The 21,697-nt window shown below is 70.8% G+C and carries 20 protein-coding genes and 1 tRNA gene; 8 read left to right on the plus strand and 13 right to left on the minus strand.

Annotated features, from left to right (window positions below; translation table 11 throughout):
* Positions 1–142 precede the first annotated feature (142 nt).
* The 4 genes from C466_RS13495 to C466_RS13510 all read left to right on the plus strand — a co-directional run bounded on the left by C466_RS13495 (position 143) and on the right by C466_RS13510 (position 5,121).
* Positions 143–1,399 (plus strand): thiamine ABC transporter substrate-binding protein, encoded by a 1,257-nt coding sequence (locus C466_RS13495; protein ID WP_004599306.1) that lies wholly within the window; start codon positions 143–145, stop codon positions 1,397–1,399.
* Positions 1,400–1,427: 28 nt separating this feature from the next.
* Positions 1,428–3,266 (plus strand): ABC transporter permease, encoded by a 1,839-nt coding sequence (locus C466_RS13500; protein WP_004599305.1) that lies wholly within the window; start codon positions 1,428–1,430, stop codon positions 3,264–3,266.
* Positions 3,256–4,416 (plus strand): ABC transporter ATP-binding protein, encoded by a 1,161-nt coding sequence (locus tag C466_RS13505; RefSeq protein WP_004599304.1) that lies wholly within the window; start codon positions 3,256–3,258, stop codon positions 4,414–4,416. Before C466_RS13500 ends, C466_RS13505 begins: the two co-directional genes overlap by 11 nt.
* A 447-nt stretch (positions 4,417–4,863) precedes the next feature.
* Positions 4,864–5,121: a DUF7561 family protein gene (locus tag C466_RS13510; RefSeq protein ID WP_004599303.1), complete on the plus strand. Its 258-nt coding sequence runs from the start codon at positions 4,864–4,866 to the stop codon at positions 5,119–5,121.
* A gap of 64 nt (positions 5,122–5,185) precedes the next feature.
* Here the strand turns inward: C466_RS13510 and C466_RS13515 are convergent, their stop codons facing one another.
* The gene (locus tag C466_RS13515) at positions 5,186–7,588 is read right to left on the minus strand and encodes an amino acid permease (RefSeq protein WP_004599302.1); all 2,403 of its coding nucleotides are present in this window, start codon (positions 7,586–7,588) and stop codon (positions 5,186–5,188) included.
* Between the two features lie 230 nt (positions 7,589–7,818).
* Here C466_RS13515 and C466_RS13520 point away from each other — a divergent pair, with 230 nt between their 5' ends.
* Positions 7,819–8,928 carry a pyridoxal-phosphate-dependent aminotransferase family protein gene (locus tag C466_RS13520; protein WP_004599301.1) on the plus strand — a complete coding sequence of 370 codons (1,110 nt, stop codon included), beginning with the start codon at positions 7,819–7,821 and terminating at the stop codon, positions 8,926–8,928.
* Positions 8,929–8,965: 37 nt separating this feature from the next.
* Here C466_RS13520 and C466_RS13525 read toward each other — a convergent pair whose 3' ends face one another.
* Genes C466_RS13525 through C466_RS13535 form a run of 3 tightly spaced genes read right to left on the minus strand, consistent with a single transcriptional unit; the run spans position 8,966 to position 10,555 of the window.
* Entirely contained in the window at positions 8,966–9,253 is a 288-nt protein-coding gene (locus C466_RS13525; RefSeq protein WP_004599300.1) for a hypothetical protein, read from the minus strand.
* Between the two features lie 60 nt (positions 9,254–9,313).
* Positions 9,314–9,613: a DUF424 domain-containing protein gene (locus C466_RS13530; protein ID WP_004599299.1), complete on the minus strand. Its 300-nt coding sequence runs from the start codon at positions 9,611–9,613 to the stop codon at positions 9,314–9,316.
* Positions 9,614–10,555, minus strand: a complete 942-nt coding sequence (locus tag C466_RS13535) for a tetratricopeptide repeat protein (RefSeq protein WP_004599298.1) — start codon at positions 10,553–10,555, stop codon at positions 9,614–9,616.
* Positions 10,556–10,664: 109 nt separating this feature from the next.
* Between C466_RS13535 and C466_RS13540 the strand changes: the two genes are divergently transcribed.
* Positions 10,665–11,378: an SdpI family protein gene (locus C466_RS13540; protein WP_004599297.1), complete on the plus strand. Its 714-nt coding sequence runs from the start codon at positions 10,665–10,667 to the stop codon at positions 11,376–11,378.
* A 123-nt stretch (positions 11,379–11,501) separates the two neighbouring features.
* Positions 11,502–12,170: a DUF7119 family protein gene (locus C466_RS13545; protein ID WP_004599296.1), complete on the plus strand. Its 669-nt coding sequence runs from the start codon at positions 11,502–11,504 to the stop codon at positions 12,168–12,170.
* Between the two features lie 14 nt (positions 12,171–12,184).
* Here C466_RS13545 and C466_RS13550 read toward each other — a convergent pair whose 3' ends face one another.
* Positions 12,185–13,558 (minus strand): M20/M25/M40 family metallo-hydrolase, encoded by a 1,374-nt coding sequence (locus C466_RS13550; RefSeq protein WP_004599295.1) that lies wholly within the window; start codon positions 13,556–13,558, stop codon positions 12,185–12,187.
* 105 nt (positions 13,559–13,663) lie between these two features.
* Here C466_RS13550 and C466_RS13555 point away from each other — a divergent pair.
* Positions 13,664–13,737: transfer RNA gene (locus C466_RS13555), tRNA-Lys, on the plus strand.
* Between the two features lie 189 nt (positions 13,738–13,926).
* Here C466_RS13555 and C466_RS13560 read toward each other — a convergent pair.
* The 8 genes from C466_RS13560 to C466_RS13595 form a co-directional block, all read right to left on the minus strand.
* Positions 13,927–14,748 (minus strand): alpha/beta fold hydrolase, encoded by an 822-nt coding sequence (locus C466_RS13560; RefSeq protein WP_004599294.1) that lies wholly within the window; start codon positions 14,746–14,748, stop codon positions 13,927–13,929.
* A 166-nt stretch (positions 14,749–14,914) separates the two neighbouring features.
* Positions 14,915–15,571 carry a lactate utilization protein gene (locus tag C466_RS13565; protein ID WP_004599293.1) on the minus strand — a complete coding sequence of 219 codons (657 nt, stop codon included), beginning with the start codon at positions 15,569–15,571 and terminating at the stop codon, positions 14,915–14,917.
* A 294-nt stretch (positions 15,572–15,865) separates the two neighbouring features.
* A complete protein-coding gene (gene thsA / locus C466_RS13570; protein WP_080506002.1) occupies positions 15,866–17,518 on the minus strand; it encodes a thermosome subunit alpha in 1,653 nt (550 codons plus the stop codon).
* Positions 17,519–18,086: 568 nt separating this feature from the next.
* Positions 18,087–18,629 (minus strand): KH domain-containing protein, encoded by a 543-nt coding sequence (locus C466_RS13575; protein ID WP_004599291.1) that lies wholly within the window; start codon positions 18,627–18,629, stop codon positions 18,087–18,089.
* Between the two features lie 101 nt (positions 18,630–18,730).
* Positions 18,731–19,744 (minus strand): serine/threonine-protein kinase Rio1, encoded by a 1,014-nt coding sequence (gene rio1, locus C466_RS13580; RefSeq protein ID WP_004599290.1) that lies wholly within the window; start codon positions 19,742–19,744, stop codon positions 18,731–18,733.
* Positions 19,745–19,815: 71 nt separating this feature from the next.
* Positions 19,816–20,370 carry a Holliday junction resolvase Hjc gene (hjc, locus tag C466_RS13585; protein ID WP_004599289.1) on the minus strand — a complete coding sequence of 185 codons (555 nt, stop codon included), beginning with the start codon at positions 20,368–20,370 and terminating at the stop codon, positions 19,816–19,818.
* Between the two features lie 83 nt (positions 20,371–20,453).
* Positions 20,454–20,825, minus strand: coding sequence for a rhodanese-like domain-containing protein (locus C466_RS13590; protein ID WP_004599288.1), 372 nt, complete (start codon positions 20,823–20,825; stop codon positions 20,454–20,456).
* A gap of 70 nt (positions 20,826–20,895) precedes the next feature.
* The gene (locus tag C466_RS13595; protein ID WP_004599287.1) at positions 20,896–21,450 is read right to left on the minus strand and encodes an NADPH-dependent FMN reductase; all 555 of its coding nucleotides are present in this window, start codon (positions 21,448–21,450) and stop codon (positions 20,896–20,898) included.
* Positions 21,451–21,697: the final 247 nt, after the last annotated feature.

Genomic DNA, 21,697 nt, shown 5'->3' on the forward strand with positions numbered 1-21,697 from the left:
AATGGGTGTCGGCGGGCCAGTGTTCGGACACGAAGCGGAGATCGGGCGGAGATCGGGCGGAGCAGCTCGGGGACGTCGCTCGGCGACGGCGTCGGGACGCGGACGGATCCCTTATGTAACCACCGAGTACAACAACCAGGTGATGACCACCGACGAGAGCGAGACGCGGCGGCGACGCGCCCGGCCACGCACCCGACGGCGGTTCCTGACGGCGGCCGGGACGGCGGGAGCCGTCGCGCTCGCCGGCTGTAGCGCCGAGCGGACCGGCGACGGGGACGACGGCGGCGACGGCTCCGGGAGCGACGGGGACGGGACGGGCGACGGAAACGACACCGACGACGGCGACGGGGAGGGCGACGGCGGCGACGACGAGACCCCGACGCTGACGGTGGCGACCTACACGAGCTTCATCGACGCGCCCTCGGTGAGCCCCGGCGAGTGGCTCAAAGAGGAGTTCGAGAGCCGGTACGACGCCGAGCTGGAGTGGGCGACCCCGGACAACGAGGTGAACTACTACGTCGAGCGCGCCGCCTCGGGCGCGGGCATCGACGCCGACCTCTACGTCGGCCTGACGACGGAGGACCTCGTGCGCGTCGACGAGCAACTGGACGAGGACCTCTTCGCCGAGGCGGGCGATATCGAGGGGCGCGACGCGGTCAAGGAGGGGCTCCGGTTCGACCCGTTCGACCGGGCGGTCCCGTACGACACCGGCTACGTGAGCCTCGTGTACGACGGCACGACGATGGAGGCGCCCGAGACGTTCGACGGGCTGCTCGACGACGAGCACGCGGGCGCGCTCATCGCGCAGAACCCCGGCGCCTCCTCGACCGGGCGCGCGTTCCTCCTCCACACGGTCAGCCGCTTCGGCGACGGCGGCGTCGCGAGCGACGGCGACGGCGAGGCGATCGAGGGCGAGGACGGCGACCCCGACTACGACTACCTCGACTACTGGGCGGACCTCCAGGAGAACGACGTGCGCGTACTGGGGAGCTGGGACGACGCGTACGCGGCCTGGAGCGAGGGCGAGGCGCCGATCGTCGTCTCCTACTCCACCGATCAGGTGTTCGCGGACATGGAGGGCCAGGACCTCGACAAACACCAGATCCGCTTCCTCAACGACCAGGCGTACGCGAACCCGGAGGGGATGGCCGTCTTCGCCGACGCCGCCGAGCCCGACCTCGCCCGGCAGTTCATGTCGTTCATGTTGGAGCCGGACGTTCAGGGACAGATCGCCCAGCGCAACGTCGCGTTCCCGGCGACCGGCGGCGCCGAGCTCCCGAGCGACTACGCCGAGCTGGCCCAAGAGCCGGCCGACCCGGTGACGTTCACCTACGACGAGCTCCAGGGATCGGTCGACGCGTGGGTCGAGGCCTGGGAGCGGCAGTTCGCCGAGAACTAAGCCGCGTGCGCGACGAGGGACCGAGCGCGTGACGGGAGTCGACGGCGATCGCGCGGCCGACCGCGGCGGCCGCGGCGACCACGGGGATCGGCTGGCCCGCCTCCGCGAGGGCGTCGAGTCGCACGCGCTGACCGCGCTCGCGGTCATCACCAGCGCCGCGCTCGTCGTCGCCTTCTACTACCCGACCGCGACGGTCCTCGTCGAGGCGGTCGTCGTCGACGGCGCCGTCACCCTCGGCGTCTTCGCGGACGTTCTCACCGACCCGTTCTACTTCGGCGAGCTGGCGCGGCTGCTGTCGGGCGAGTCGCCGGCGGCGGTCGCGCGCTCGCTGCTCTCGCCGGACCGCCGGCTCGGGATCGTCGGCTTCACCGCGTACCAGGCGGTCCTCTCGACTATCGCGAGCGTCGCCCTCGGACTCCCGGCCGCCTACCTGCTCGCGCGGTTCGAGTTCCCCGGCCGGAAGACGCTGCGCTCGCTCACCATCGTCCCGTTCGTCCTCCCGTCGATCATGGTCGCGGTCGGGTTCGTCGCGACGTTCGGCGACAACGGCACGTTAAACGCCGCCCTGACCGCGTTCGGGCTCCCGCGGGTCGACCTGCTGTTCACGCTCGAAGCGGTCGTGATCGCCCACGCGTTCTACAACGCGCCGCTCGTGGCGCGCGTGACGACCGCGGCGTGGGAGTCGGTGGACGCGAGCGCGGTCGAGACCGCCCGGAGCCTCGGCGCCGGCCCGGTCCGGGCGTTCGTCGACGTGGTCGCGCCGCAGGTGTACCCCGCCGTGCTCACGGGCGCGGCGCTCACCTTCGTGTTCACCTTCGGCACCTTCCCCATCGTGCTCGCGCTCGGCGGGTTCCAGCTGGCGACCGTCGAGGTGTTCGTCTACCGGCTGGTGCGCGACCTGAGCTACGCCGAGGCCGCCGCGCTGGCGATCGTCGAGCTCGTTATCTCGCTCGGGGTCCTGCTCGCGTACCTCCGGTACGAGGCCCGCAACTCGACCAGCACCCGCGGAGCGCGACCCCTCCCCCGGCGCTCGCTGGTCCCGCCCGCGCCGACCCTCCGCGAACTGCTGCCGCGGGCGGGGCTGGCCGCGTACGTCGCCGTCGCGGGGGTCGTCTTCCTCGCGCCGATCGCGTCGATGATCCTCGCGAGCGTCACGGGCGGTGACGGCGCGCTCACGCTCGACCACTACCGGTTCCTCGTCGAGCGCCAGCAGACGGGGGCGGCGTTTCAGGTGCGGCCGTGGCCCGCGATCCGCAACTCGCTCCTCTTCGCGACGGGGGCGACGCTGCTCGCGCTCCCGATGGGCGTCGTCGTCGCGGTGCTGACCACGCGGCGGTACCGCGGGCGGACGCTGGTCGACGCGGCCGCGATGGCGCCGCTCGCGGTGTCGGGGATCATCGTCGGGCTCGGGCTCCTCCGGGGGCTCGTCTTCGGCGTCGAGATCGCGGGCTGGCGGATCGCCGCGAGCGGCGCGGTCGCGGTCGTGGTCGCGCACGCGGTCTCGGGCTACCCGTTCGTCGTGCGCACCGTCTCGCCCGGGCTCGCCGGGCTGGACCGCTCGCTCGTCGAGTCCGCGCGGGCGCTCGGCGCCTCGCGGGCGCGGGTGATCCGGGACGTGGAGCTCCCCCTCGTCTGGCCCGCGGTCGTCGCGGGCGCGGCGTTCGCGTTCGCCATCTCCATCGGCGAGTTCACCTCGACGGTCGTGCTGGCGACCGGCGCCGACGCGTACACGATGCCCGTCGCGATCGAACGGTTCATCGGGCGGCGGCTCGGACCGGCGACCGCCATGGGCGTCGTCCTGCTGGTCGTCACCGGGCTCAGCTTCGTCGTCATCGAGCGGCTGGGAGGTGAGCACCGTGGGCTCTGAACCGCCGGCGGAACCGACAGGCGACGAGACGGACCCCGCGGTCGCCGTCGAACTCGACGGCGTGACGAAGCGCTACGGCGAGACGGCCGCCGTCGACGGCGTGAGCCTCCGGGTGCGCGAGGGGGAGTTCTTCACGCTCGTCGGCCCCTCGGGCTGCGGGAAGACGACCACGCTGCGGCTGATCGCGGGGTTCGAGGAGCCGACGAGCGGGACGGTCCGGTTCGGCGGGAAGTCGATGGCCGGCGTCCCGCCAGAGGACCGCGACGTGGGCGTCGTCTTCCAGAGCTACGCGCTGTTCCCGCACATGACCGTCGGCGAGAACGTCGCGTACGGGCTCAACTTCGCCGACCCGCCCGAGGGGACGACGCGCGACGAGCGCGTCGCGGAGCTGCTCGAACTCGTCGACCTCCCGGACGCCGCCGACCGCGACCCCGAGAGCCTCTCGGGCGGGCAGCAACAGCGGATCGCGATGGCCCGGGCGCTCGCCCCCGGCCCCGACGTGCTCCTCCTCGACGAGCCGATGAGCGCGCTCGACGCGCGGCTCCGCGAGCGACTGCGCGCGCAGGTGAAGGAGATCCAGTCCGAGCTGGGGATCACCACGATATACGTCACCCACGACCAGGAGGAGGCGCTGGCCGTCTCCGACCGCGTGGCGGTGATGAACGGCGGGACGCCCGAGCAGGTGGCGCCCCCCAGAACGGTCTACCGCGAGCCCGCGACCCGGTTCGTCGCGGAGTTCGTCGGCGACAACAACGTGTTCACCGGGAGCGTCGTCGACGCGCCCGCAGCGCCCGACGGCGAGCTCGCGGTCGACGTCGACGGCGGCGACGAGACGCTCCGGGCGCGAACCGACGCCGACCCCGGCACAGCCGCGTCGGTCGGCGACCGGATCGCCTTCTGCGTCCGTCCGGAACACCTCCGCGTCGCGAGCGCGGACGACGGAGGGGCCGACGAGAGCGCAGCCCCCGCGGGCGAGAACGCCCTCCGGGCGACCGTCGCCAGCGCGGAGTTCCTCGGGGAGACGACGCGCGTCACGCTCGACTGGGGCGACCGCGAACTGCTCGTCCGGGCCGTGGACCCCCTCGACGGCGCTGTCACGGTCGGGTTCGACCCCGAAGACGCGCACGTGATCGAGGTCGAATCGCGGTGAACAGCGACGTTTATTTATAAATAGATGCGGTGGCGCGTGCCTCCGAGTGGCCGCCGAAGGCGGCCGCGAGGAGCACGCGCGAGGGAGTCGCTGGCTCCCGGAGCGAAGCGGAGGGTGCCAGCGACGAGGCTGGGGAGGCGTGAGGCGCCGTGCGGTCGCGGTCGGGCGGGACTCAAAGGGGCAGCCGGCGAGGCGGGCGCAGGCGACGCAAGTACCGCAGGGAGCGAACGGAGTGAGCGACCGAGGAACACAGCGAGCGTGCGCCCGCCTCGCCGGCTGGGGCTTTGGAGGTGTCGTCCGTCGATCTATGGCCAGTCATTTATAAGCAAACGGCTGGGGCTTAAGAGGCGCTCCCCGAGGAGCGACCGGTCGCGTATTCCCAACCAACAACGATGTAAACGTATCGAGGCGACACGCCTTACCCCGCGGACCCAGTAAGGCACGTATATGGCCTCCGAGGCGTGCGACGTCTGCGAGCGGTCAGTGCGGATCGCCGGCGGGATCGGCGACCTGTGGAACTTCGCGTTCGAGTCGACGCAGGGACTCACGCTCGAACTCACCGACGGCTCGGAGTTCTTCCTCTGTTTCGACTGCATGGAGCGGCTCCCCGACGACCACGAGCCGACCGCCGAGGACGTCGCCGACCTCCGGGAGCGCACTGACCCGGTCGACGAGGACGACAACCACTTCTGGCACTGGGGCTGACGCCGGTCGGTTCGGACGGCTTCCGCACCGCTATGTTCCCGCCGTTTAAAAATGAGCCGCCGCGTCAGTCGGACTTCGACTCCTCGTCCGCGTCCGACTTCGGCTCCTCGCCGGACCCGCCCTCGTCGATCTCCGGCGTCGACGGCTCCGGCTCGACGCCGGTCTCGGCGGGCGTCGGGGTCGCGTCGGTCACGTCGTTCGACCGCGCGCCGCTGCCGAACAGCCGGTCGAGGAAGCCGCGGTCGCTCTTCGGCTCGGCAAGCAGCACGGAACACTCCACCTCGTTGAGCACGTCCAACACGAGCGAGCCGCGGACCAGCCGCGAGAGGAGCCCCTTCTGGGTCGCGCCGATGATGAGCATCGTCGCGTCGCGGGCGGCGCGCTCGATGCTGTCCTCGACGTCGCCGGTCTCGATCCGCAGCGTGGCGTCCGAGAGGTCGTGGGCGTCGGCCCACTCGGCGAGGAACGCGCGGCCCGCCTCCTCGCCGTCCTCGGCGACGTGGAGCAGGGTCACCTCGCCGCCGAACTCCGCCTGGAGCATCTTCGCGACGGCGCCGGACAGGTCCGAGGCCGGACCGCCCGCGGTCGGCACGAGGATGCGCGAGGCGTCGAACCCGCGGTCGCGGAACACGAGGAAGTCCGAGGGGAGCGAGTACGCCAGCTCGTCGACGGCGGACTCGGCGCGCCCGGGCGCCCCGTGGGAGTCCTCGCCCCAGCCCATCACGGTCATGTCGGCGCCGTAGGTGCGCGCGGCGTCGAACACCTCCTCGAACACGCGGTGCGAGAGGACGACGTGGGTCTCCACGTCGACGCCGAACGTCTCCGCGTCCTCGCGGGCCTGGTCGAGGAGGCCGTGAGCCGCCTCGTGGGCGCCGCGGTCGCGCGCGGCCTCGAGCGAGGTCTGGTCGGGGACGTTCGCGATGTTGACCGCGACGACCGTCCCGTTCCGCTGCTTGGCGATGGCCGAGGCGAGCGTGATCAGGTGCTCCTCGGTCTTGGGGTTCGCGAGCGGCACCATCACGCGGTAGTCGTCGCCGCTCGGCTGGACGGCGGTCGCCGCCGAAACGGCCTGCTCGGGCAGGTCCTCGGAGCGGTCGAGGATCCACGTCCCGAGCACGCCGCGTGTCTCGACCTTCCCGCGGGCGTACAGCAGGTACCAGAGGGCGGCGAAGACGACGAGCCCGAACGAGATCAGGATGATCGTCCGGTCGATGTAGTAGATCAGCGCGAACGACGACAGCGTTCCGATTATCGGAACGGCCGGGTAGAAGGGGACCTCGAAGTCGGGGTCGTACCCCTCGACCTCCGACTCGCGCATCACGATGAGCGCGAGGTTGAGCAGCCCGTAGACGATGAGGTGGAGGACGGAGCCCATCGTCGACAGCGACTCCACGCCGCCGGCGACGAGGAAGACGAGGATGAGCGCGCCGGTGAGCGCGATCGACTTGTACGGCGTACCGAACCGGTCGTGGATCTCGTTGAGCTTCGGGGTGACGATCTTCTCGCGGCCCATCGCGAAGTTGATCCGGGACGACGAGAGGATGGAGGCGTTCGCGGAGGAGGCGGTCGCGAGCAGCCCGCCGATCAGTAACATTCCAGCGCCGACGGCGCCCAGCGAGTAGCCGAACACCTCGTAGTTGTCGAACAGCAGTCTGGCGGCGTCGACGACCGCGGTCTCGTTGTTCGCGACGAGGTCGTTCGGGACCGCCGCGAGCAGCACGAGGAGGAACAGCGCGTACACGACCGTGACGATGACGACCGAGCCGAGGACCGCGAGCGGGAGGTTCCGCCCGGGGTCTTTGATCTCCTCGGCGACCGAGGTGATCTGGACGAACCCGAGATAGGAGACGAAGATGATCCCCGTCACCGGCAGCACCTGGCTCGTCGTGCCCGGCGGCGCGAGCGGCCGCAGCGACGACATCTCGGCGTTCAGCAGCCCGACGACGGTGAAGACGGCGAGGATGCCCAGAAGCGACATCACGATGACGATCTGGAGCCCGCCCGTCTCCTTCGCGCCGAAGTAGTTGACCGCGATGAAGAGCAGCGCGCCCGCGAGGCCGATCACCTGCGCCGCCTCCAGCGTCACGAAGCCGAGTCCGACCGGCCCGAGGCCGAGGAGGGCGTTGACGTACTCGCCGAAGCCGTACATGTAGAAGGCAGACGCGAACGCCAGCCCGAGCCAGTTCGCCCACCCCGCGACGGAGCCGAACATGGGGCCGAGCGCGCGGTTGACGTAGAAGTACGCCCCGCCGGACTTCGGCATCGCGGTCCCCAGCTCGGACGCCGACAGCGCGGTGAATAAGGCGATCACGCCGCCGAGGACGAAGGTGAACGCCGCGAGCGGGCCAGCGCGGGCGACCGCGGTACCGGGCAGCACGAAGATCCCCGCGCCGATCATCGTCCCGATCCCGATGGTGAGCGCCGCGAGCGGGCCCAGGTCCTTCGCGAGCTCCTCGTCGCCGCTCACGGCGGGCCACCTCGGGCGGTTGTAACTCTTCGGGCGTATATCATACGCCCTCTCTCTTCTCCGTTCGTATAAAGTCGGTTGATCCCGTCGACAGCGCCGTTTCCGGAAGGGAGCGCGGGGTTCGGCGGTCCGGAGCCACCCGGTCACGGAGCGTTCAACCTCGCGCCTTTTGAACGGAACACAAGGTCCATACCCTCACGCGTCCCGGTACGATCCAACAGGTGGATCCCGTGACGAAGAAACGCGAATACCGCGACGACTACGACGACAAGACGCTGTACATCCCCGGCCCGACGGAGGTCCGCGACGACGTCATCGAGGCGATGACGGAGTCGACGTTCGGCCACCGGATGGACCGGATGACCGACCTCTACACCACCATCGTCGAGGACACGAAGGAGTTCCTCGGCACCGACAACGAGGTCGTCATCCTCACCGGCTCCGGCACTGAGTTCTGGGAGGCGACGACGCTGAACCTCGTCGACGAACACCTCCTCGTCCCGACCTGTGGCGCGTTCAGCGAGCGCTACGCCAACGTCGCCGAGCGCCTCGGGAAGACCGTCCACCGTCTGGAGTACGAGTGGGGCGAGGCGGTCAAGCCGGAGGACGTCCGCGAGGCGATCGAGACCGCCGACGTCAATTACGACATGGTCGCGGGCGTGATGAACGAGTCCTCGACCGGCGTCCGCAATCCGATCGAAGAGATCGGCGACGTTCTCAAAGAGTACCCGGACACCTACTTCGCCGTCGACGCCGTCTCCTGTCTCGGCGGGGATTACATCAACATCGACGCCCACGGCATCGACGCCATCTTCGCGTCAACCCAGAAGGCGTTCGCGATGCCCCCCGGGCTCGCCGTCTGCGTCGTCAGCGACGACGCCTACGACCGCGAGGTCGAGAAGGGCGACTCCTCGTGGTACGGCGGCTTCCGCCGCACCATCGACTACTACGACCGGAAGGGACAGACCCACTCGACGCCCGCTATCCCGATCATGCTGGCGTACCGCCAGCAGATGAAGCACATGCTCGACGAGGGCCACCGCGCCCGCGACGAGCGCCACCGCGAGATGATGGAGTACGTCCACGACTGGGCCGACGAGCACTTCGCGATGTTCCCCGAGGACGGGTACGAGTCGCAGACCGTCGCCTGCGTCGAGAACACGCGGGGGATCGACGTGGCCGCGACCATCGAGGAAGTGAACGAGGAGTACGACATGGCCTTCTCGAACGGCTACGGCGACCTCGGCGAGGAGACGTTCCGGATCGGTCACATGGGCGAACACACCGTCGAGAGCGTGACGGAGCTCACCGACGCCATCGAGGACGTCGCGGACCTCTGAGCGGGCGCGTCCCCGCGAACCCGCCGACCCGCCCCGCTCAGCCCTCGTCGCGGTCGGCGACGAGTTCGATCCTGTAGATCCGGCCGCCGCTCTCCGTTCGCTCCGCGCCCACGACGACGAACGCGCGGTCGCCGACATCGACGATGTCGCCCGTGTCGAGCGGCTCCGTCGGCCCGTCGGTTTCCTCCTCCCCTTCGCCGACGACCGCGTCCGCGCCGACGGCGAGCGCGGCCGCTCCCCGGTCGATCGCGCGCCGCCAGAAGGCGTCCGAGGGCGGCCGCGGCCCCACCCGCGACGCCAACTCGCTCCGCGTGAGTCGTCTCATCGGGTTCGACTCGTCGCGCGCGCCCTTAGCCGGTTCGGAATCCGGCGAAGTCGGAGCCCGCTACAGCCAGAGCAGCTGCGCGTGCCGCGTGCCGTCGAACTCTAGGACCGTCTCCTCGTCGACGAGCCCGGCCTCGACCGCGACGCCGACCGCCTCGGTGCCGACGATGTTCGCGACCTGCGCGCGCTGAAGGCCCGCGATCACCTCCTCGGCGGTCGCCTCGACGGCGTCGTCCCCGCCATAGAACTCCTCGCTGACGGTGAGCGTCGCGCTCCCGTTGTCGTACGTCTCGCCGAGGCAGTCGGGGTCGCAGACGGAGACGAGCCGTCCCTCGGCGGTCTCGCGCTCGCGCAGCAGCATTCAGAAGCCCTCGGGCCCCTCGCCCTGAAGCTCTCGCTCCGGGCCCTCGGCCTCGCCGTCCTGCCCGGTACGGTCGCCGCGGCCGCCGCCCTGCCCGCCGCGCCCGCCGGCACCGGGCTGGCCCCCGGGGCCGCCGGCGCCGCCCTGTCCGCCGCGACCGCCCTGCGGCGGCTGTCCGCCGGGACCTGGCGCCTGGCCGGTCTGCTCTTCGATCATCTGTTCTTCCGTCTCGCGGCGGAGCTCCTCGGCCTGATCGGCGACCTCCTCGGCCTGCTCGTGCTCGCCCGCCTCTTCGAGCGCCCGCGCCTTCTCCTCTAAGACGCCAGCGTCGCGGTAGCCGAGCCGGATCGCGTTGTCGAAACAGGAGACCGCGTCCTCGGCGAGCCCGCGCTCGACCAGCAGGAACCCGCGGTTGTACCACGCCTCCGCGAAGCGCGGGTCGGTCTCGACGGCGCGCTCGGCGTGTTCGAGCGCCTGCTCGCCCTGCCCGGACTCCCAGAGCGCGTACGCGAGGTTCGTCTCCGCGGTCGCGGCGTGCTCGGACTCCTCGTCGATGCGCAGCGCCTCCTGATACGCGCCGATCGCCTGGTCGAACTCCTCCAGCTGGGCGTGGGCGGCCCCCTTGTTCACCCACGCCTCCTGGGCCTCGAGCGAGTCCTCCTCGGCGAAGTTGGCGGCGCGCTCGAACGTCTCCGTCGCCTCTTCGAAGCGGTTGATACCCATGTACGAGAGGCCGACGTCGATCAGCTGCTCGACGTCGACGTCCTCGCTGCCGATGTTCCGGCGGTCCAGCTCCTCGGTCAACACGCGGGAGTCGACGGGGTCGACGCGGCTCGGGTCCTCGCCGAGCTCCGGCGGGTCCAGCGTGAACGCGTCGTAGTCGGCGTCGACGCCCTGCCCCGAGGAGAACTCGTGGCCGTCGTCGTCGCGTTCGTCGGTCATACCCGCGGATTGGCGGTCACGACGCGTAAGGGTTGCGTCGCGCCGCGTCCCACGGGGGCGACTCCCACGGGTAGACGCTTTTACCGCTGCGGACCGTTGCTCCGCGCGCATGCCCTCCGAATCTCCGCCCACCACGCCTCGACTCTCGACGCGGCTCCGGTTCGGCGTCGCGGCCCTCCTCGTCGCCGTCGGCGCCGCCGCCAGCCTCCTCGTCGCACCGGACCTCCCCGAACAGATGGTAACGCGGTGGAACGCGGCCGGCGAGCCGACCGAAACGCTCTCCCGAACCCTCGGGATGTGGCTCGTGCCCGGACTCGCGGCCGGGCTGCTCGGGCTGTTCGCGCTGCTCCCGCGGATCGACCCCCTGGGGGAGAATGTCGCGGCGTTCCGGGTCCACTACGACCGGTTCGTCGTCGTGTTCACCGCGTTCCTCGTCGCGCTCCACCTCGCCGTGCTCGGCTTCAACCTCGGCTACGCGGTCGACGTGACGACGCTCGCGGTCGCCGGCGGAGCCGCGCTGTTCTACTACGTCGGGACGCTGCTCCCGCACGTCGAGCCGAACTGGTTCGTCGGGATCCGGACGCCGTGGACGCTCAGCGACGACGCCGTCTGGGAGCGGACCCACGCGCTCGGCGCCCGGCTGTTCAAGCTCTCGGCGCTGATCGCGGTCGCCGGCCTCTTCGCCGGCGAGTACGCGGTCTACTTCCTCGTCGGCCCCGCGCTCGCGACCGCCGCGGTCACCGTCGCGTACTCCTACGTCCTGTACGCGAGAGGCGCGAGCGAGGGGGACGACGGCGACGCCGCGCCCCGGACCGCGAAGTAGGGCGAGGCGCCGACGGCCCGCGAGGTGGGAGAGAGCGTCGACGGCCGGCGACGGGCGTCCGTCGCTCGGGCGAATTCCGCCCCGGTGCCCGGCGTTTATACCCGCGGCCCCGAAGGGAAGTGTATGACCGAGGAGTCACGCGCTGACCGGCGGTCCCCCGTCGGCGAGCCGGTGGTCCGGGCGGACCCGGCAGTGACGGGCGACCGGGCCGCGGACGCGGTGGGGTTCGACCCGAACGACCCCGACAGCGTCGCCGAGGCCGCGGAGACGGTGGGCCGCTTCGCGGCCGGCGACGTGGGTGACGGCGACAACGTCCTGATGCTGCGCGGCGCCGCCGCCTGCGCGGCGCTCGTCCGCGGCGTCGGCTCGTACAAGGAGGCGGCCGAGCGGGCGGGAGAAGACGTCTCCGTCGCGTTCATCCGCAAGTGGGCGCGGGTCCACGACCTCCCGCAGGCGATCCGTCGGCAGGTCGCCAACGGGCGGATCGCGCCGAGCGCCGCGAAACACGTCGCGCGGCTCGGCGGACGGGACCGCTACCTGCTCGCGTGGGCGGCGATCGACGGCGATCTCACGGTCCGAGAGGTGCGCGCGATCGCCTCGGCCGTCAACGACGGGGAGGACATCGAGGCCGCGGTCCGCGAGGCGGGTGTCGAGCTCGGCCGGCTTCAGCTCCGGCTCCCCGCCGAGACGTACGTGGAACTGCGCCGCCGCGCCTCGATGGAGAACGTCGAGCCGGGCGAGATCGTCGCCGACGCGGTCGACGAGTACCTCGCTGACGACCGGGGAGACTGAGCGCCGCCGATCGACTACGCCGCGTAGTCGTTCGCGAACCGCTCCGCGGCCGCGGCGATCGCCGCCCGCGCTCGGACGACCTCCTCCCACGCGATCGTCTCGTCCGGGTAGTGCGCCTCGTCGATGGTGCCCGGGCCGAACAGCACCGCCGGGATCCCGGCCGCGACGAGGTGTCGCGAATCGGCGCCGTACGTCGCTCCTCGCGGCTCGACGTCCGGGAGTCCGGTCGCGACGAGGCCGGCGCGGACCGCCTCGACGACCGGCTCGTCGACGGCGATCTCCGCGGGCTCGAACTGGACCGAGAACCGCTCGAACCGGGGCGGATGGTCGCGCAGCCAGGGGTCGTCCGCGGCGACTCGCTCCAGCCGCTCGCGGAACGCCGCCTCCACCTCCTCGACGGTCTCGCCGGGCGCCACGCCGATCCGGAACTCCGCTTCGAGCGTCGCTGGCACCGTCGACGCCCACGAGCCGGCCTCGACGCGGCCGCAGACGACCGGCCACGGGACCGGAAACTCCCCGTACAGCGGGTGTGAGACCGACTCGCTACGCTCCGTCTCCAACTCCATGAACGCCTCACGGATCGCCTCGAACCGCGGGAGCACGTCCTCGCCGCGCCACCGGGTGGCCGCGTGCGCGCTCCGCCCGTCGATCTCCAGCCGGGCCATCAGCGACCCCTCGCACGCGACGACCGGGCGCAGCTCGGTCGGCTCGGCGACGATCGCCGCGTCGCGCTCGAAGGGATACGGGTTCGCGAGCGCGGCGGTCGCCGCGCCGTAGCCGCCGTCCTCCTCGCCCGCGACGGCCTCGACGACGAGCCGGAGGCCCGCGGGCGGGAGGTCGATCGACCCGTCCGCGACCCCCTCGCGGACCTCCACCGCGGCGCCGACGCAGGCCGCGAGCCCGCACTTCATGTCGGCCGCGCCGCGGGCGGTGAGAGTCTCGACGCCCTCGTCGCCGCCGCCGTCCGCGTTCGCGGACGCGGCCCCCTCCGCGTCGTCGCGCCAGACCGGCTCGAAGGGGTCGCTCGACCACTCGGACGGCTCGGCGGGGACGACGTCGAGGTGGCCGTTCAGGACGAGGGTGGGGACCGGATCGCCGCCGGTCTCGCCGACCGCGTCACCCGCGTCGTCAGCGTCGCCCGCGCCGCTCGCACCGCCCAGTTCGAGGACGCCTGCGACGCTGCGCCGTCCCTCGACGGCCGCCGCGTCGAGGTCGTCCGGGAAGGAGGGGTGGTCGGCGAGGACGGCGGGGTCGGCGCCCCAGGCGTACGTCTCGAAGCCGAGATCGGCGAGCCGCTCCGCGACGAACGCGGCCGCGGCCGCCTCCTCGCCGGCGGTCGAGCGGTGCCGACAGAGGTCGGCCGCGAACGCGCGCATGTCGAACTCCATGCTCGCGGCGACGGCTGGGGCCGGGAAACCGTTTCGGGTGGCGGCGCCGACCCCTACCGCGGTTCTAAACGTTTATCCCTCGGCTGACCCTATCCCGAGTCGCCTGGGCCGGTAGCTCAGTTAGGGAGAGCGTCCGGCTTTTAACCGGACGGTCGGGGGTTCGAATCCCTCCCGGCCCGTACACCGAACCGCCGAGCGATAGCGAGGCGGTGAGGGAACCGGCCGGGGGGATTCGAAGAGACCGGTCGCGCGCAGCGAACAGAGTGAGCGAGCACGTCCGGGCGTGGTTCGAATCCCTCCCGGCCCGCTGTACCGCCCCGAGCAATATCGCGAGCGGCGGTGCTGTGCTGAAAGAATTTAACCCGCGGTCACTCCTTCCGGGCGACCCACTCCAGCGCCGCCGCCCGACGGTCGAGGAGCGTGCCGAGGTGGTCGGCCTCAACGGTCTCGAAGGTCCCGTCGAGTTCGTCGATCAGCGACCGGACGGGGGAAAGCGGCGTGTTCTCGTCGGTCGTGCCGTGCCACGCGCGGACCGGGACACCGACCGAATCGGCGTCGAGCGACGCGCTCGCGAACGCCCGGTTCTCGCGTTCGACCGCCCGCGCGCCGCGGTCGAGGGCCTCGTGGAAGTCGGCCGCCACGGCCTCGGCGACCGGGTCGGAGACGGAGCGGTCCGTGTACTGCGAGACGACCGCGCTCGGCCCGGAAATCGACGCGACCGCGTCGGAGATTCGGAACATCGCGCGCAGCGCGAACGGGACCGACGCGAGCGTCGCGAGGGCGTTCTCGGCCGGCGGGACGACGCTGCTCACCAGCCCGACCCGAGCGACGCGGTCGTCGCTCGCGGCGGCGAGCGCGAACGGGCCGCCGCCGGAGAAGCCGAGGACGCCGGCTCGCTCGACCGACTCCGCGTCGAGGAGTCCGCCGAGGTCGGCCGGCCAGTCCTCCCACGACCACTCGGCCGCTGGCGGCGAGGAACGACCGTAGCCGGGACGGTCGGGAACGAGGAGCCGAACGCCGGCCTCGGCCGCGGGACCCGACAGCAGCGCACCGAACAGCCGCGACCCGGGCGTTCCGTGGTGGACGACGACCGGGACCCCGTCCGGGTCGCCCCCGCTCGCGTACGAGAGAGTGCGTCCGTCGGGGAGGGTACACGCGTCCGTCGAGAGCTGCGTTGGATCGGGCGTCATGGTGGGACCTACGCGGCGGTTCTCGGAGGAGCGGAAAACGGGTTGCGGTTCGGGAGCCCGAACCCGCGAGCGGCGTCGCTCGCGGTCGTCGAAAGGGGGAAGAAAGCGTGTGTCGCGTCAGCGCGTGACGCGTCGTCTCGTGGCGCGCCAAAGTGAGCCGATCCGCTCAGTAGCCGAGCTGCTCGCGCACGAGGACGACCGTCGTGCGGCCCTCCTCGGTCTCGCGGCGGTAGACGAGCTGCTTGGCGATCGACGACTCGACGCCGTACGCCTCCTGCGCGCGCTCGTTCTCCAGCGGGTACGCGACCGACTCCAGCCGGTCGAAGGCGTCCGAGAGCGTCGGGACGATCTTGTTGATCCCCGTGACGATGACGACGTTGCCCGCGGCGAACGGGTACGCGCCGATCCGGCTGCCGGAGAGGTCCGCGGCGACGAGCTCGCCCGTCTGCGCGACCGCGTTGATGCCGCCGAGGAAGTAGTCGGCCGTCTGCGACTCGCGCCGCGCGGTCTGTCGCTCCGCGTCGTCGTCGATGCCCCAGATCTGGTCCGGGAGACTCTCCCACTCGTGGTCGCCCCCGCTGAGGAACTCGTCGAACCCGATCTCTTCGAGCGTCGTCGAGTGCCCGTTCATCACCGAGACCCCCGCGGGGATCTGGGATTTCACGGCCTCCAGCGCCTCGTCGGCGTCGTCGGCGACGACCACGTCGAAGCCGCGCTCCTCCAAGTTGGCGACCGTCGCCTCGACCGTCTCGTCGTCGGGCAGCTCGTCCAGTTCCGCGTCGATCTCGGCGTCGTCTGCGTAGTCGGCTTTCTGCTGTGGCATGGTGAACGTGAGAACCTCGTCGTAGAGTGGAGGGCCGGGAGTCACTTAACCGCTCGCGGACACCGCCGTCCGGTGGTTACGCGGGTGTTACCCTCGTGTTGTCGGCGACGAATATGCGGGTCGGTACCGAGGAGCTCGGACGCTCGACGAGCCGGTGGCTCCGCGGTCGTCGCGTCGGTCGTCGATAAAAGTCGCGTGTCGTCGGGGCCCAAAGGGGCGCGCGACGGTCGGTCTGTGGACGGTTCGGCGAAGCGGCTGCGGTCGGAGTGGGGGTGTGAAGGCGTTAACCGAACTTCACATCGCGCCGCCCATACCGCCCATGCCGCCCATGCCGCCGCCCATGCCGCCGGGCGCGCCGCCGGGGCCGCCGTCGTCGCCGCCGTCGTCGGTGCCGCCGCCCTTGAGGTCGCCGGCCGCGATGACGTCGTCGATGCGGAGGATCATGACGGCCGCCTCGGTGGCGGACTCGATGGCCTGGGTCTTGACGCGGAGCGGCTCCACGACGCCCTCGGCCTCCATGTCGATCACGTCGCCCGTGTAGGCGTCGAGACCGGCGCCGAACTCGCCGCCGTCGTGGCGGGAGCGGAGGTCGACCAGCGAGTCGATGGGGTCGAGACCCGCGTTCTCGGCGAGGGTGCGCGGGACGACTTCCAGCGCGTCGGCGAATGCCTCGACGGCGAGCTGCTCGCGGCCGCCGACGGAGTCGGCGAAGTCGCGGAGCTGGAGGGCCAGCTCGGCCTCGGGGGCGCCGCCGCCGGGCAGGACCTGCCCGTCGAGCAGCGTCGTGCGGACGACGCCGAGCGAGTCGTCGATGGCGCGCTCGACCTCGTCGACGACGTGTTCGGTGCCGCCGCGGAGGATGAGGGTGACGGACTTCGCCTCTTCGACGTCCTCGACGAAGATGCGCTCGTCGCCGCCGATGTCCTTCTGGGCGACGGAGCCGGCGAAGCCGAGGTCGTCCGTCTCGATGTCGTCGAGGTTGGAGACGACGCGGCCGCCGGTCGCGCGGGCGAGGCGCTTGAGGTCGTCGGACTTCGCGCGGCGGACGGCGAGGATGCCCTCCTGCGCGAGGTAGTGCTGCGCCATGTCGTCGATGCCGTCACCGACGAAGACGACGTCGGCGCCGATGTCGGTGAGGTGGTCGACCATCTCGCGGAGCTGCTCCTCCTCCTGGTCGAGGAACTGCTGGAGCTGGTCGGGGTCGGTGACGTTGACCTCGGCGTCGATCTCCGTCTCCTTCACTTCGATGGCGCCGTCGAACAGCGCCACGTCGGCGTCCTCGACCGCGAAGGGCATGTTCTCGTCGACGCGCTCCTTGTCGACGATGACGCCCTCGACGAGCTCGGACTCGTCGATGGAGCTGCCGACGACCTTCTCGACGGAGACGTTCTCCGTGTCGATGCCGTCGTCGTCCTGAACCGCGAGGACGGCGTCGACGACGAGCTCGGCGAGGAGGTCCTTGGAGTTCTCCGCGCCCTTGCCCGTCATCGCCGTCTCGGCGATCTCGACGAGCGTGTCGCGGTCGTCCGCGGAGACGTCGATGGCCTCCTCGTCGAGGATCTCCTTGGCCTTCTCGGCGGCCTGTCGGTACCCCTGCGCGAGGGTCGTCGCGTGGATGTCCTGGTCGAGGAGCTCCTCGGCCTGGTCGAGGAGCTCACCGGCGACCACGACCGCGGAGGTGGTGCCGTCGCCGACCTCCTCCTCCTGCGTCTCGGAGACCTCGACGATCATGTTGGCCGCCGGGTGGTCGATGTCCATCTCCTTCAGGATGGTGACGCCGTCGTTCGTGACGACGACGGACCCGCCGGAGTCGACGAGCATCTTGTCCATCCCTTTCGGGCCGAGCGTGGTGCGGACGGACTCCGCGACCGCCTTGCCGGCCGTGATGTTCATGTTCTGCGCGTCCTTTCCGGAGGTACGCTGCGACTCTTCAGAAAGTACGATCATGGGCTGATTGCCCATCCGCTGACGCTGTGACATTACAGCCATTGATTGATTGTGATTCTATATAAACCCTTCGCTCGTATCGTGCGGAACCGCAACACGGTGGGGGAGTATCGGCCGGTATGCGGTGCGTTCACACGGCCCTTTATATAGAACTCCAGATCAACTGCTGGGCGTACATTGTTTATAAACAGCCGCGGTGGCGCGTGCCTGCGAGGCCGCTTTGCGGCCGAGCAGCACCGCGCGAGGGAGTCGCTGGCTCCCGGAGCGAAGCGGAGGGTGCCAGCGACGAGGCTGGGGAGGCGTGAGGCTGCCGTGCGGGGCGGGACTCAAAGGGGCAGCCGTGAGGCGGGCGCAGGCGTTCACGAGAGCAAAGCTCTCGTGAGCCAATCAGAACGCTCTGCGTTCTGATGACGACGCAAGTACCGCAGGGAGCGAACGAAGTGAGCGACCGAGGAACGCAGCGAGCGTGCGCCCGCCTCACGGCTGGGGCTTTGGAGGCGTTTACCACATCGCTGGTAACAACGATTTATAAACGAACGACGGCGGCGACGCCAGCACAGAACTCCACTTATTGCGGTGCGTTGAAGCTCACGTCGTCGTCGAGCTCGTTCGACATGCGCTCCAAGTAGGAGTACACCGCGCCGTGCGGGGCGCCGTCGAGCAGCATCCCGACGGCCCGGCGAACGACCTCAAGCTCCTCGGGCTGGCCCACCGCGCCCACGGTCGAGCCGTAGACGACGACGTTGGCGCCCGACAGCTCCTCGATGAGCTCTCGCGTGCGGCCGTTCTCGCCGATGATCCGACCCTTCTTGCGCTGGAGGTCGTTGTCGTTGCGGGTGTGCTCGGAGAGGTCGATCAGGTCGAGCGTCCGGAGGTCGTGGTCGAGGATCGACAGCGCGGTCTCCGGCTTGAAGCCGCGGCCAATCGCCTTGATGATGTCAGGCGCGACCATCGCCGCCACGGGGTCGTCGCGCTCCTCGATAGAGACGCTCCCCGACTCCGAGTCGATGTCGAGCCGCACGTTCGCCCGCTCTTCGATCTCTCGCATCGTCTCGCCGCCGGCGCCGATGACGACGCCGATACGGTCCTGCGGAACCGTCACGTGTTGCATACCACGGGATACCCGGCGGAGCCTTTTAAGCGTGTTCCGCCGCGGACGGTGTGTGCCGGTATGACGGTTCTCGCCGGGGATCTGGCCCACCGGCGCCGGAGTCACTCCGTGTCGGACCCGGCCGCCTCGTCGGCCTCCCCGCCCGACTCCCGCTCCCCGTCCGGCCCGCTCTCCTCGCCCGGCTCTCCGTCCGGCTCCCCGCTCGGGTCGGGGTCCGGCTCCGTCACGTACGCGCGGAGGCCGTCGGGGTCGACGTCGATCCCCTGTCGCGTGAAGAAGGCCGCCACGTTCTCGCAGTCGCGCGCCAAGAACTCCCCGGCGTTGGGGTGGTGAACCGTCACCGCCTGCCCGAGGTCGATGATCACCAGCTCGCCCTCGTGGATGATCATGTTGTACTCCGAGAGGTCGCCGTGGATCAGCCCGGCGCCGTACAGCCGGCGCATGTACTCGCGGACGACCTCGTAGGCGGTCTCGGGGTTCTCCACGTCGACCTCGCTCAGCCGCCGGGCGCGCTCCTCGGCGTGGCCGACCAGCTCCATCACGAGAACGTTGCGCTGGACGGCGATGGGCTCCGGCACCCGGACGCCGGCCTTCCGCGCGCGCTTCAGGTTCGCGAACTCCTTCCGGGTCCACGCCAGCACGACCGCCTTCTTGTCGCTCGCGATTCCCTCGAACCGCGGGTCGCCCTCGAGGTAGTCGCGCATCTGGCGGAAGTTCGAGGAGTTGATCCGGTACACCTTCACCGCGACCTCGCGCTCGGGCGTGACCCCCTCGGGCCCGCCGCCCGCCGCTTCTGACCCCGGCTCCGGCCGCTCGCCGGCCTGCCCGCCGAGCGCCTCGAAGACGCTCGCCTCCTTGCCGGTGGACACCGGCCCGCCGAACGCGTCGACGTAGCCGTCCTGGACCAGCTTGTAGACGGCCGCGAGCGTGGCGTCGTCGAACACCGATTCTTGGAGCTTGAACTGCTCGGTGTCCTTGATCCGCTTGCGGAACTCGTCGAACTCGCGGTCCTGCCGCCGGGCGATCCGGTCGGCCTCGGTGTCGGAGACGTCGAGCTGCTCCCACTCGTCGCCGGGCTGGTCCGCGGGTTCGAGCAGGCCGAAGTCCTCGCTCATTCGTGGCAGGGTTCGGCGCCGCGAGGGATAAGCGAGGGGGTCCGCGGACGGCAGAGAGGGTTCGGACCTCGCTACAGCACGTCCATCGCGTCCTCGACCGGCATGTGCCCGTCGCGGACGGCCTCCAAGATCGTCCGCCGCTCCTCGGTCTCGGGGTCGACCGCGTCCGCGTCGTCGCCGGCCTTGCCCTCGCCCACCTCCGCGAGCGTCACCTTCTCCGTCTCGCCGACGAACTCGGGGAAGTCGGTGCCGTCAGCGAGCGCCGTCTCCTTCTTCACGCGGTAGGAACCGGCGTCGGTGGTGTAGAGGTCGCCCGGGTGGAAGAAGAACCAGTCCTCGCGGTCGAACCGCACCGCGATCCGCGCCTTCGCGCCGAAGTTCCGCGCGAAGAACAGGAGCGCCTCCACCTCCTCGCCGGTGAGGTAGATGGGGTCGCCCGCGCTCGACTTCGCCTCGATGGCGTAGAACGTCTCGCCGTCGCCCGCGAGCACGTCGGGGAGCTCCCGCTCCGTGGCGGAGCCGCTGGCCGGCGCGCGCATCACGGCGAACCCCGCCTCGTCCAAGGCGTTCACCAGCTCGCGCTCGCGGCGGTCACCCTTCCGGTTAGCTGACACGGTCGTCGTCACCCGGTTCGGTCATGGGGGTCGTAGACGGGAGCCGGGCAAAAGCCCGGCGGGTTTCGGCTTCCAGCCACTGCGACCGCGCGCCGTCACCCGCGCAACCGCCACCACAGCGACCGAATCTTGTAGCCGACCGATCCCCGCTCGTACCCGTTCCAGCCGCTCATCCCGCCGGCGAGCGTCGACGCCTCGTAGCCCGCCTCGTCGAGCACCCGGGTCGCGCGCTTGGCGACGATCCCCATCTTACAGACCGTGACGACCTCGCGGCCGTCGGGGACCTCGTCGAGCCGCCGGCGGAGCGCGTCGTCGTCGCCGCCGCGGAGCTCGTCGTACACCGGCACGTTCCGGCTCCCGTCGATCGCGCCGGCCTCGAAGTCCCCCTCGGGGCGGATGTCCAGCAGGAACGGCTCGTCGTCGGTGCCGAGGCGCTCGTCCAGTTCGTCCGGGCGGATGCGACTCATCGGCGGAGGGTCGGCCTCGCGGGGGAAATCCCTGCCGACCGCGGCCGGTACTCGGCGACCAGCACCGTCCTCACTCCCGCACCCGCTCGGCGTGTTCGACGACGACTCGCCCGAGTCGCTCGGTGCGGCGCCGGAGGTCCTCGTCGGTGATTCGGGGGCCGGCCCCCGGATCGGTCGCGCCCGTCTCGACCTTCGAGGAGGCGCCCTGAATCCCGACCTCGTGCGGGACGGTCCACGCGTGGACGTTCCGGAACGTCGAGCGGAGGTGTTCGAGCGTGCCGCCGTAGGAGCCGCCGCCCGCGGTCGCAAGCAGCCCCACGGCCGTGTTCGCGTACTCGTCGGAGCCGCAGAAGTCGTGGAAGTTCTTGAACGTCGACGAGTAGGAGCCGCGGTAGACGGGCGTGCCGGCGAGGACGCCGTCGGCCTCGCGGATGCGGCGCTTCAGCGCCTCGCTGTCGCCCTGCGCGCCCTCGTCCGGGTGGTAGAGGGGGAGGTCGACGGTGGCCAAGTCGATCAGGTCGGTCTCCGCGCCGGCGTCGGCCGCGGCGTCAAGCGCGACGCGGAGCGCGGCCCGCGTGGTGCTGTCCGCGCTCCGACTGCCGGAGACGGCGACGATTCGGGTCATACGCCGGGTTCGGTAGCGAATAATAAAAACGGAGGCGATCGAAGCGGTCCGGAGACGAAGTTCTGATCGGCGCCGGTTCGTCAGCGGCTCTGGGGGACGTTTCGTGTTTTTAAATCCCGGTCGATTGTTTATAAGTGGGAGACCAGAGATCGGCGGTGAATATCTCCAAAGCCCCAGCCGTGAGGACGACGCACGCTCGTTGCGCTCCTCACTCGGTCGCTACCGCTCCCTCGCTGCGGTGCTTACG

Source organism: Halorubrum distributum JCM 10118 (assembly GCF_000337335.1).
GTDB lineage: Archaea > Halobacteriota > Halobacteria > Halobacteriales > Haloferacaceae > Halorubrum > Halorubrum distributum.

What these genes read in the sequence shown, in the direction of transcription:
- C466_RS13495 (WP_004599306.1), top strand. Translation starts at nt 143, where the DNA reads ATGACCACCGACGAGAGCGAGACGCGGCGGCGACGCGCCCGGCCACGC.
- C466_RS13510 (WP_004599303.1), top strand. Translation starts at nt 4,864, where the DNA reads ATGGCCTCCGAGGCGTGCGACGTCTGCGAGCGGTCAGTGCGGATCGCC.
- C466_RS13525 (WP_004599300.1), bottom strand. Translation starts at nt 9,253, where the DNA reads ATGAGACGACTCACGCGGAGCGAGTTGGCGTCGCGGGTGGGGCCGCGG.
- C466_RS13530 (WP_004599299.1), bottom strand. Translation starts at nt 9,613, where the DNA reads ATGCTGCTGCGCGAGCGCGAGACCGCCGAGGGACGGCTCGTCTCCGTC.
- C466_RS13535 (WP_004599298.1), bottom strand. Translation starts at nt 10,555, where the DNA reads ATGACCGACGAACGCGACGACGACGGCCACGAGTTCTCCTCGGGGCAG.
- C466_RS13540 (WP_004599297.1), top strand. Translation starts at nt 10,665, where the DNA reads ATGCCCTCCGAATCTCCGCCCACCACGCCTCGACTCTCGACGCGGCTC.
- C466_RS13545 (WP_004599296.1), top strand. Translation starts at nt 11,502, where the DNA reads ATGACCGAGGAGTCACGCGCTGACCGGCGGTCCCCCGTCGGCGAGCCG.
- C466_RS13550 (WP_004599295.1), bottom strand. Translation starts at nt 13,558, where the DNA reads ATGGAGTTCGACATGCGCGCGTTCGCGGCCGACCTCTGTCGGCACCGC.
- C466_RS13560 (WP_004599294.1), bottom strand. Translation starts at nt 14,748, where the DNA reads ATGACGCCCGATCCAACGCAGCTCTCGACGGACGCGTGTACCCTCCCC.
- C466_RS13565 (WP_004599293.1), bottom strand. Translation starts at nt 15,571, where the DNA reads ATGCCACAGCAGAAAGCCGACTACGCAGACGACGCCGAGATCGACGCG.
- thsA (WP_080506002.1), bottom strand. Translation starts at nt 17,518, where the DNA reads ATGATCGTACTTTCTGAAGAGTCGCAGCGTACCTCCGGAAAGGACGCG.
- C466_RS13575 (WP_004599291.1), bottom strand. Translation starts at nt 18,629, where the DNA reads ATGCAACACGTGACGGTTCCGCAGGACCGTATCGGCGTCGTCATCGGC.
- rio1 (WP_004599290.1), bottom strand. Translation starts at nt 19,744, where the DNA reads ATGAGCGAGGACTTCGGCCTGCTCGAACCCGCGGACCAGCCCGGCGAC.
- C466_RS13590 (WP_004599288.1), bottom strand. Translation starts at nt 20,825, where the DNA reads ATGAGTCGCATCCGCCCGGACGAACTGGACGAGCGCCTCGGCACCGAC.
- C466_RS13595 (WP_004599287.1), bottom strand. Translation starts at nt 21,450, where the DNA reads ATGACCCGAATCGTCGCCGTCTCCGGCAGTCGGAGCGCGGACAGCACC.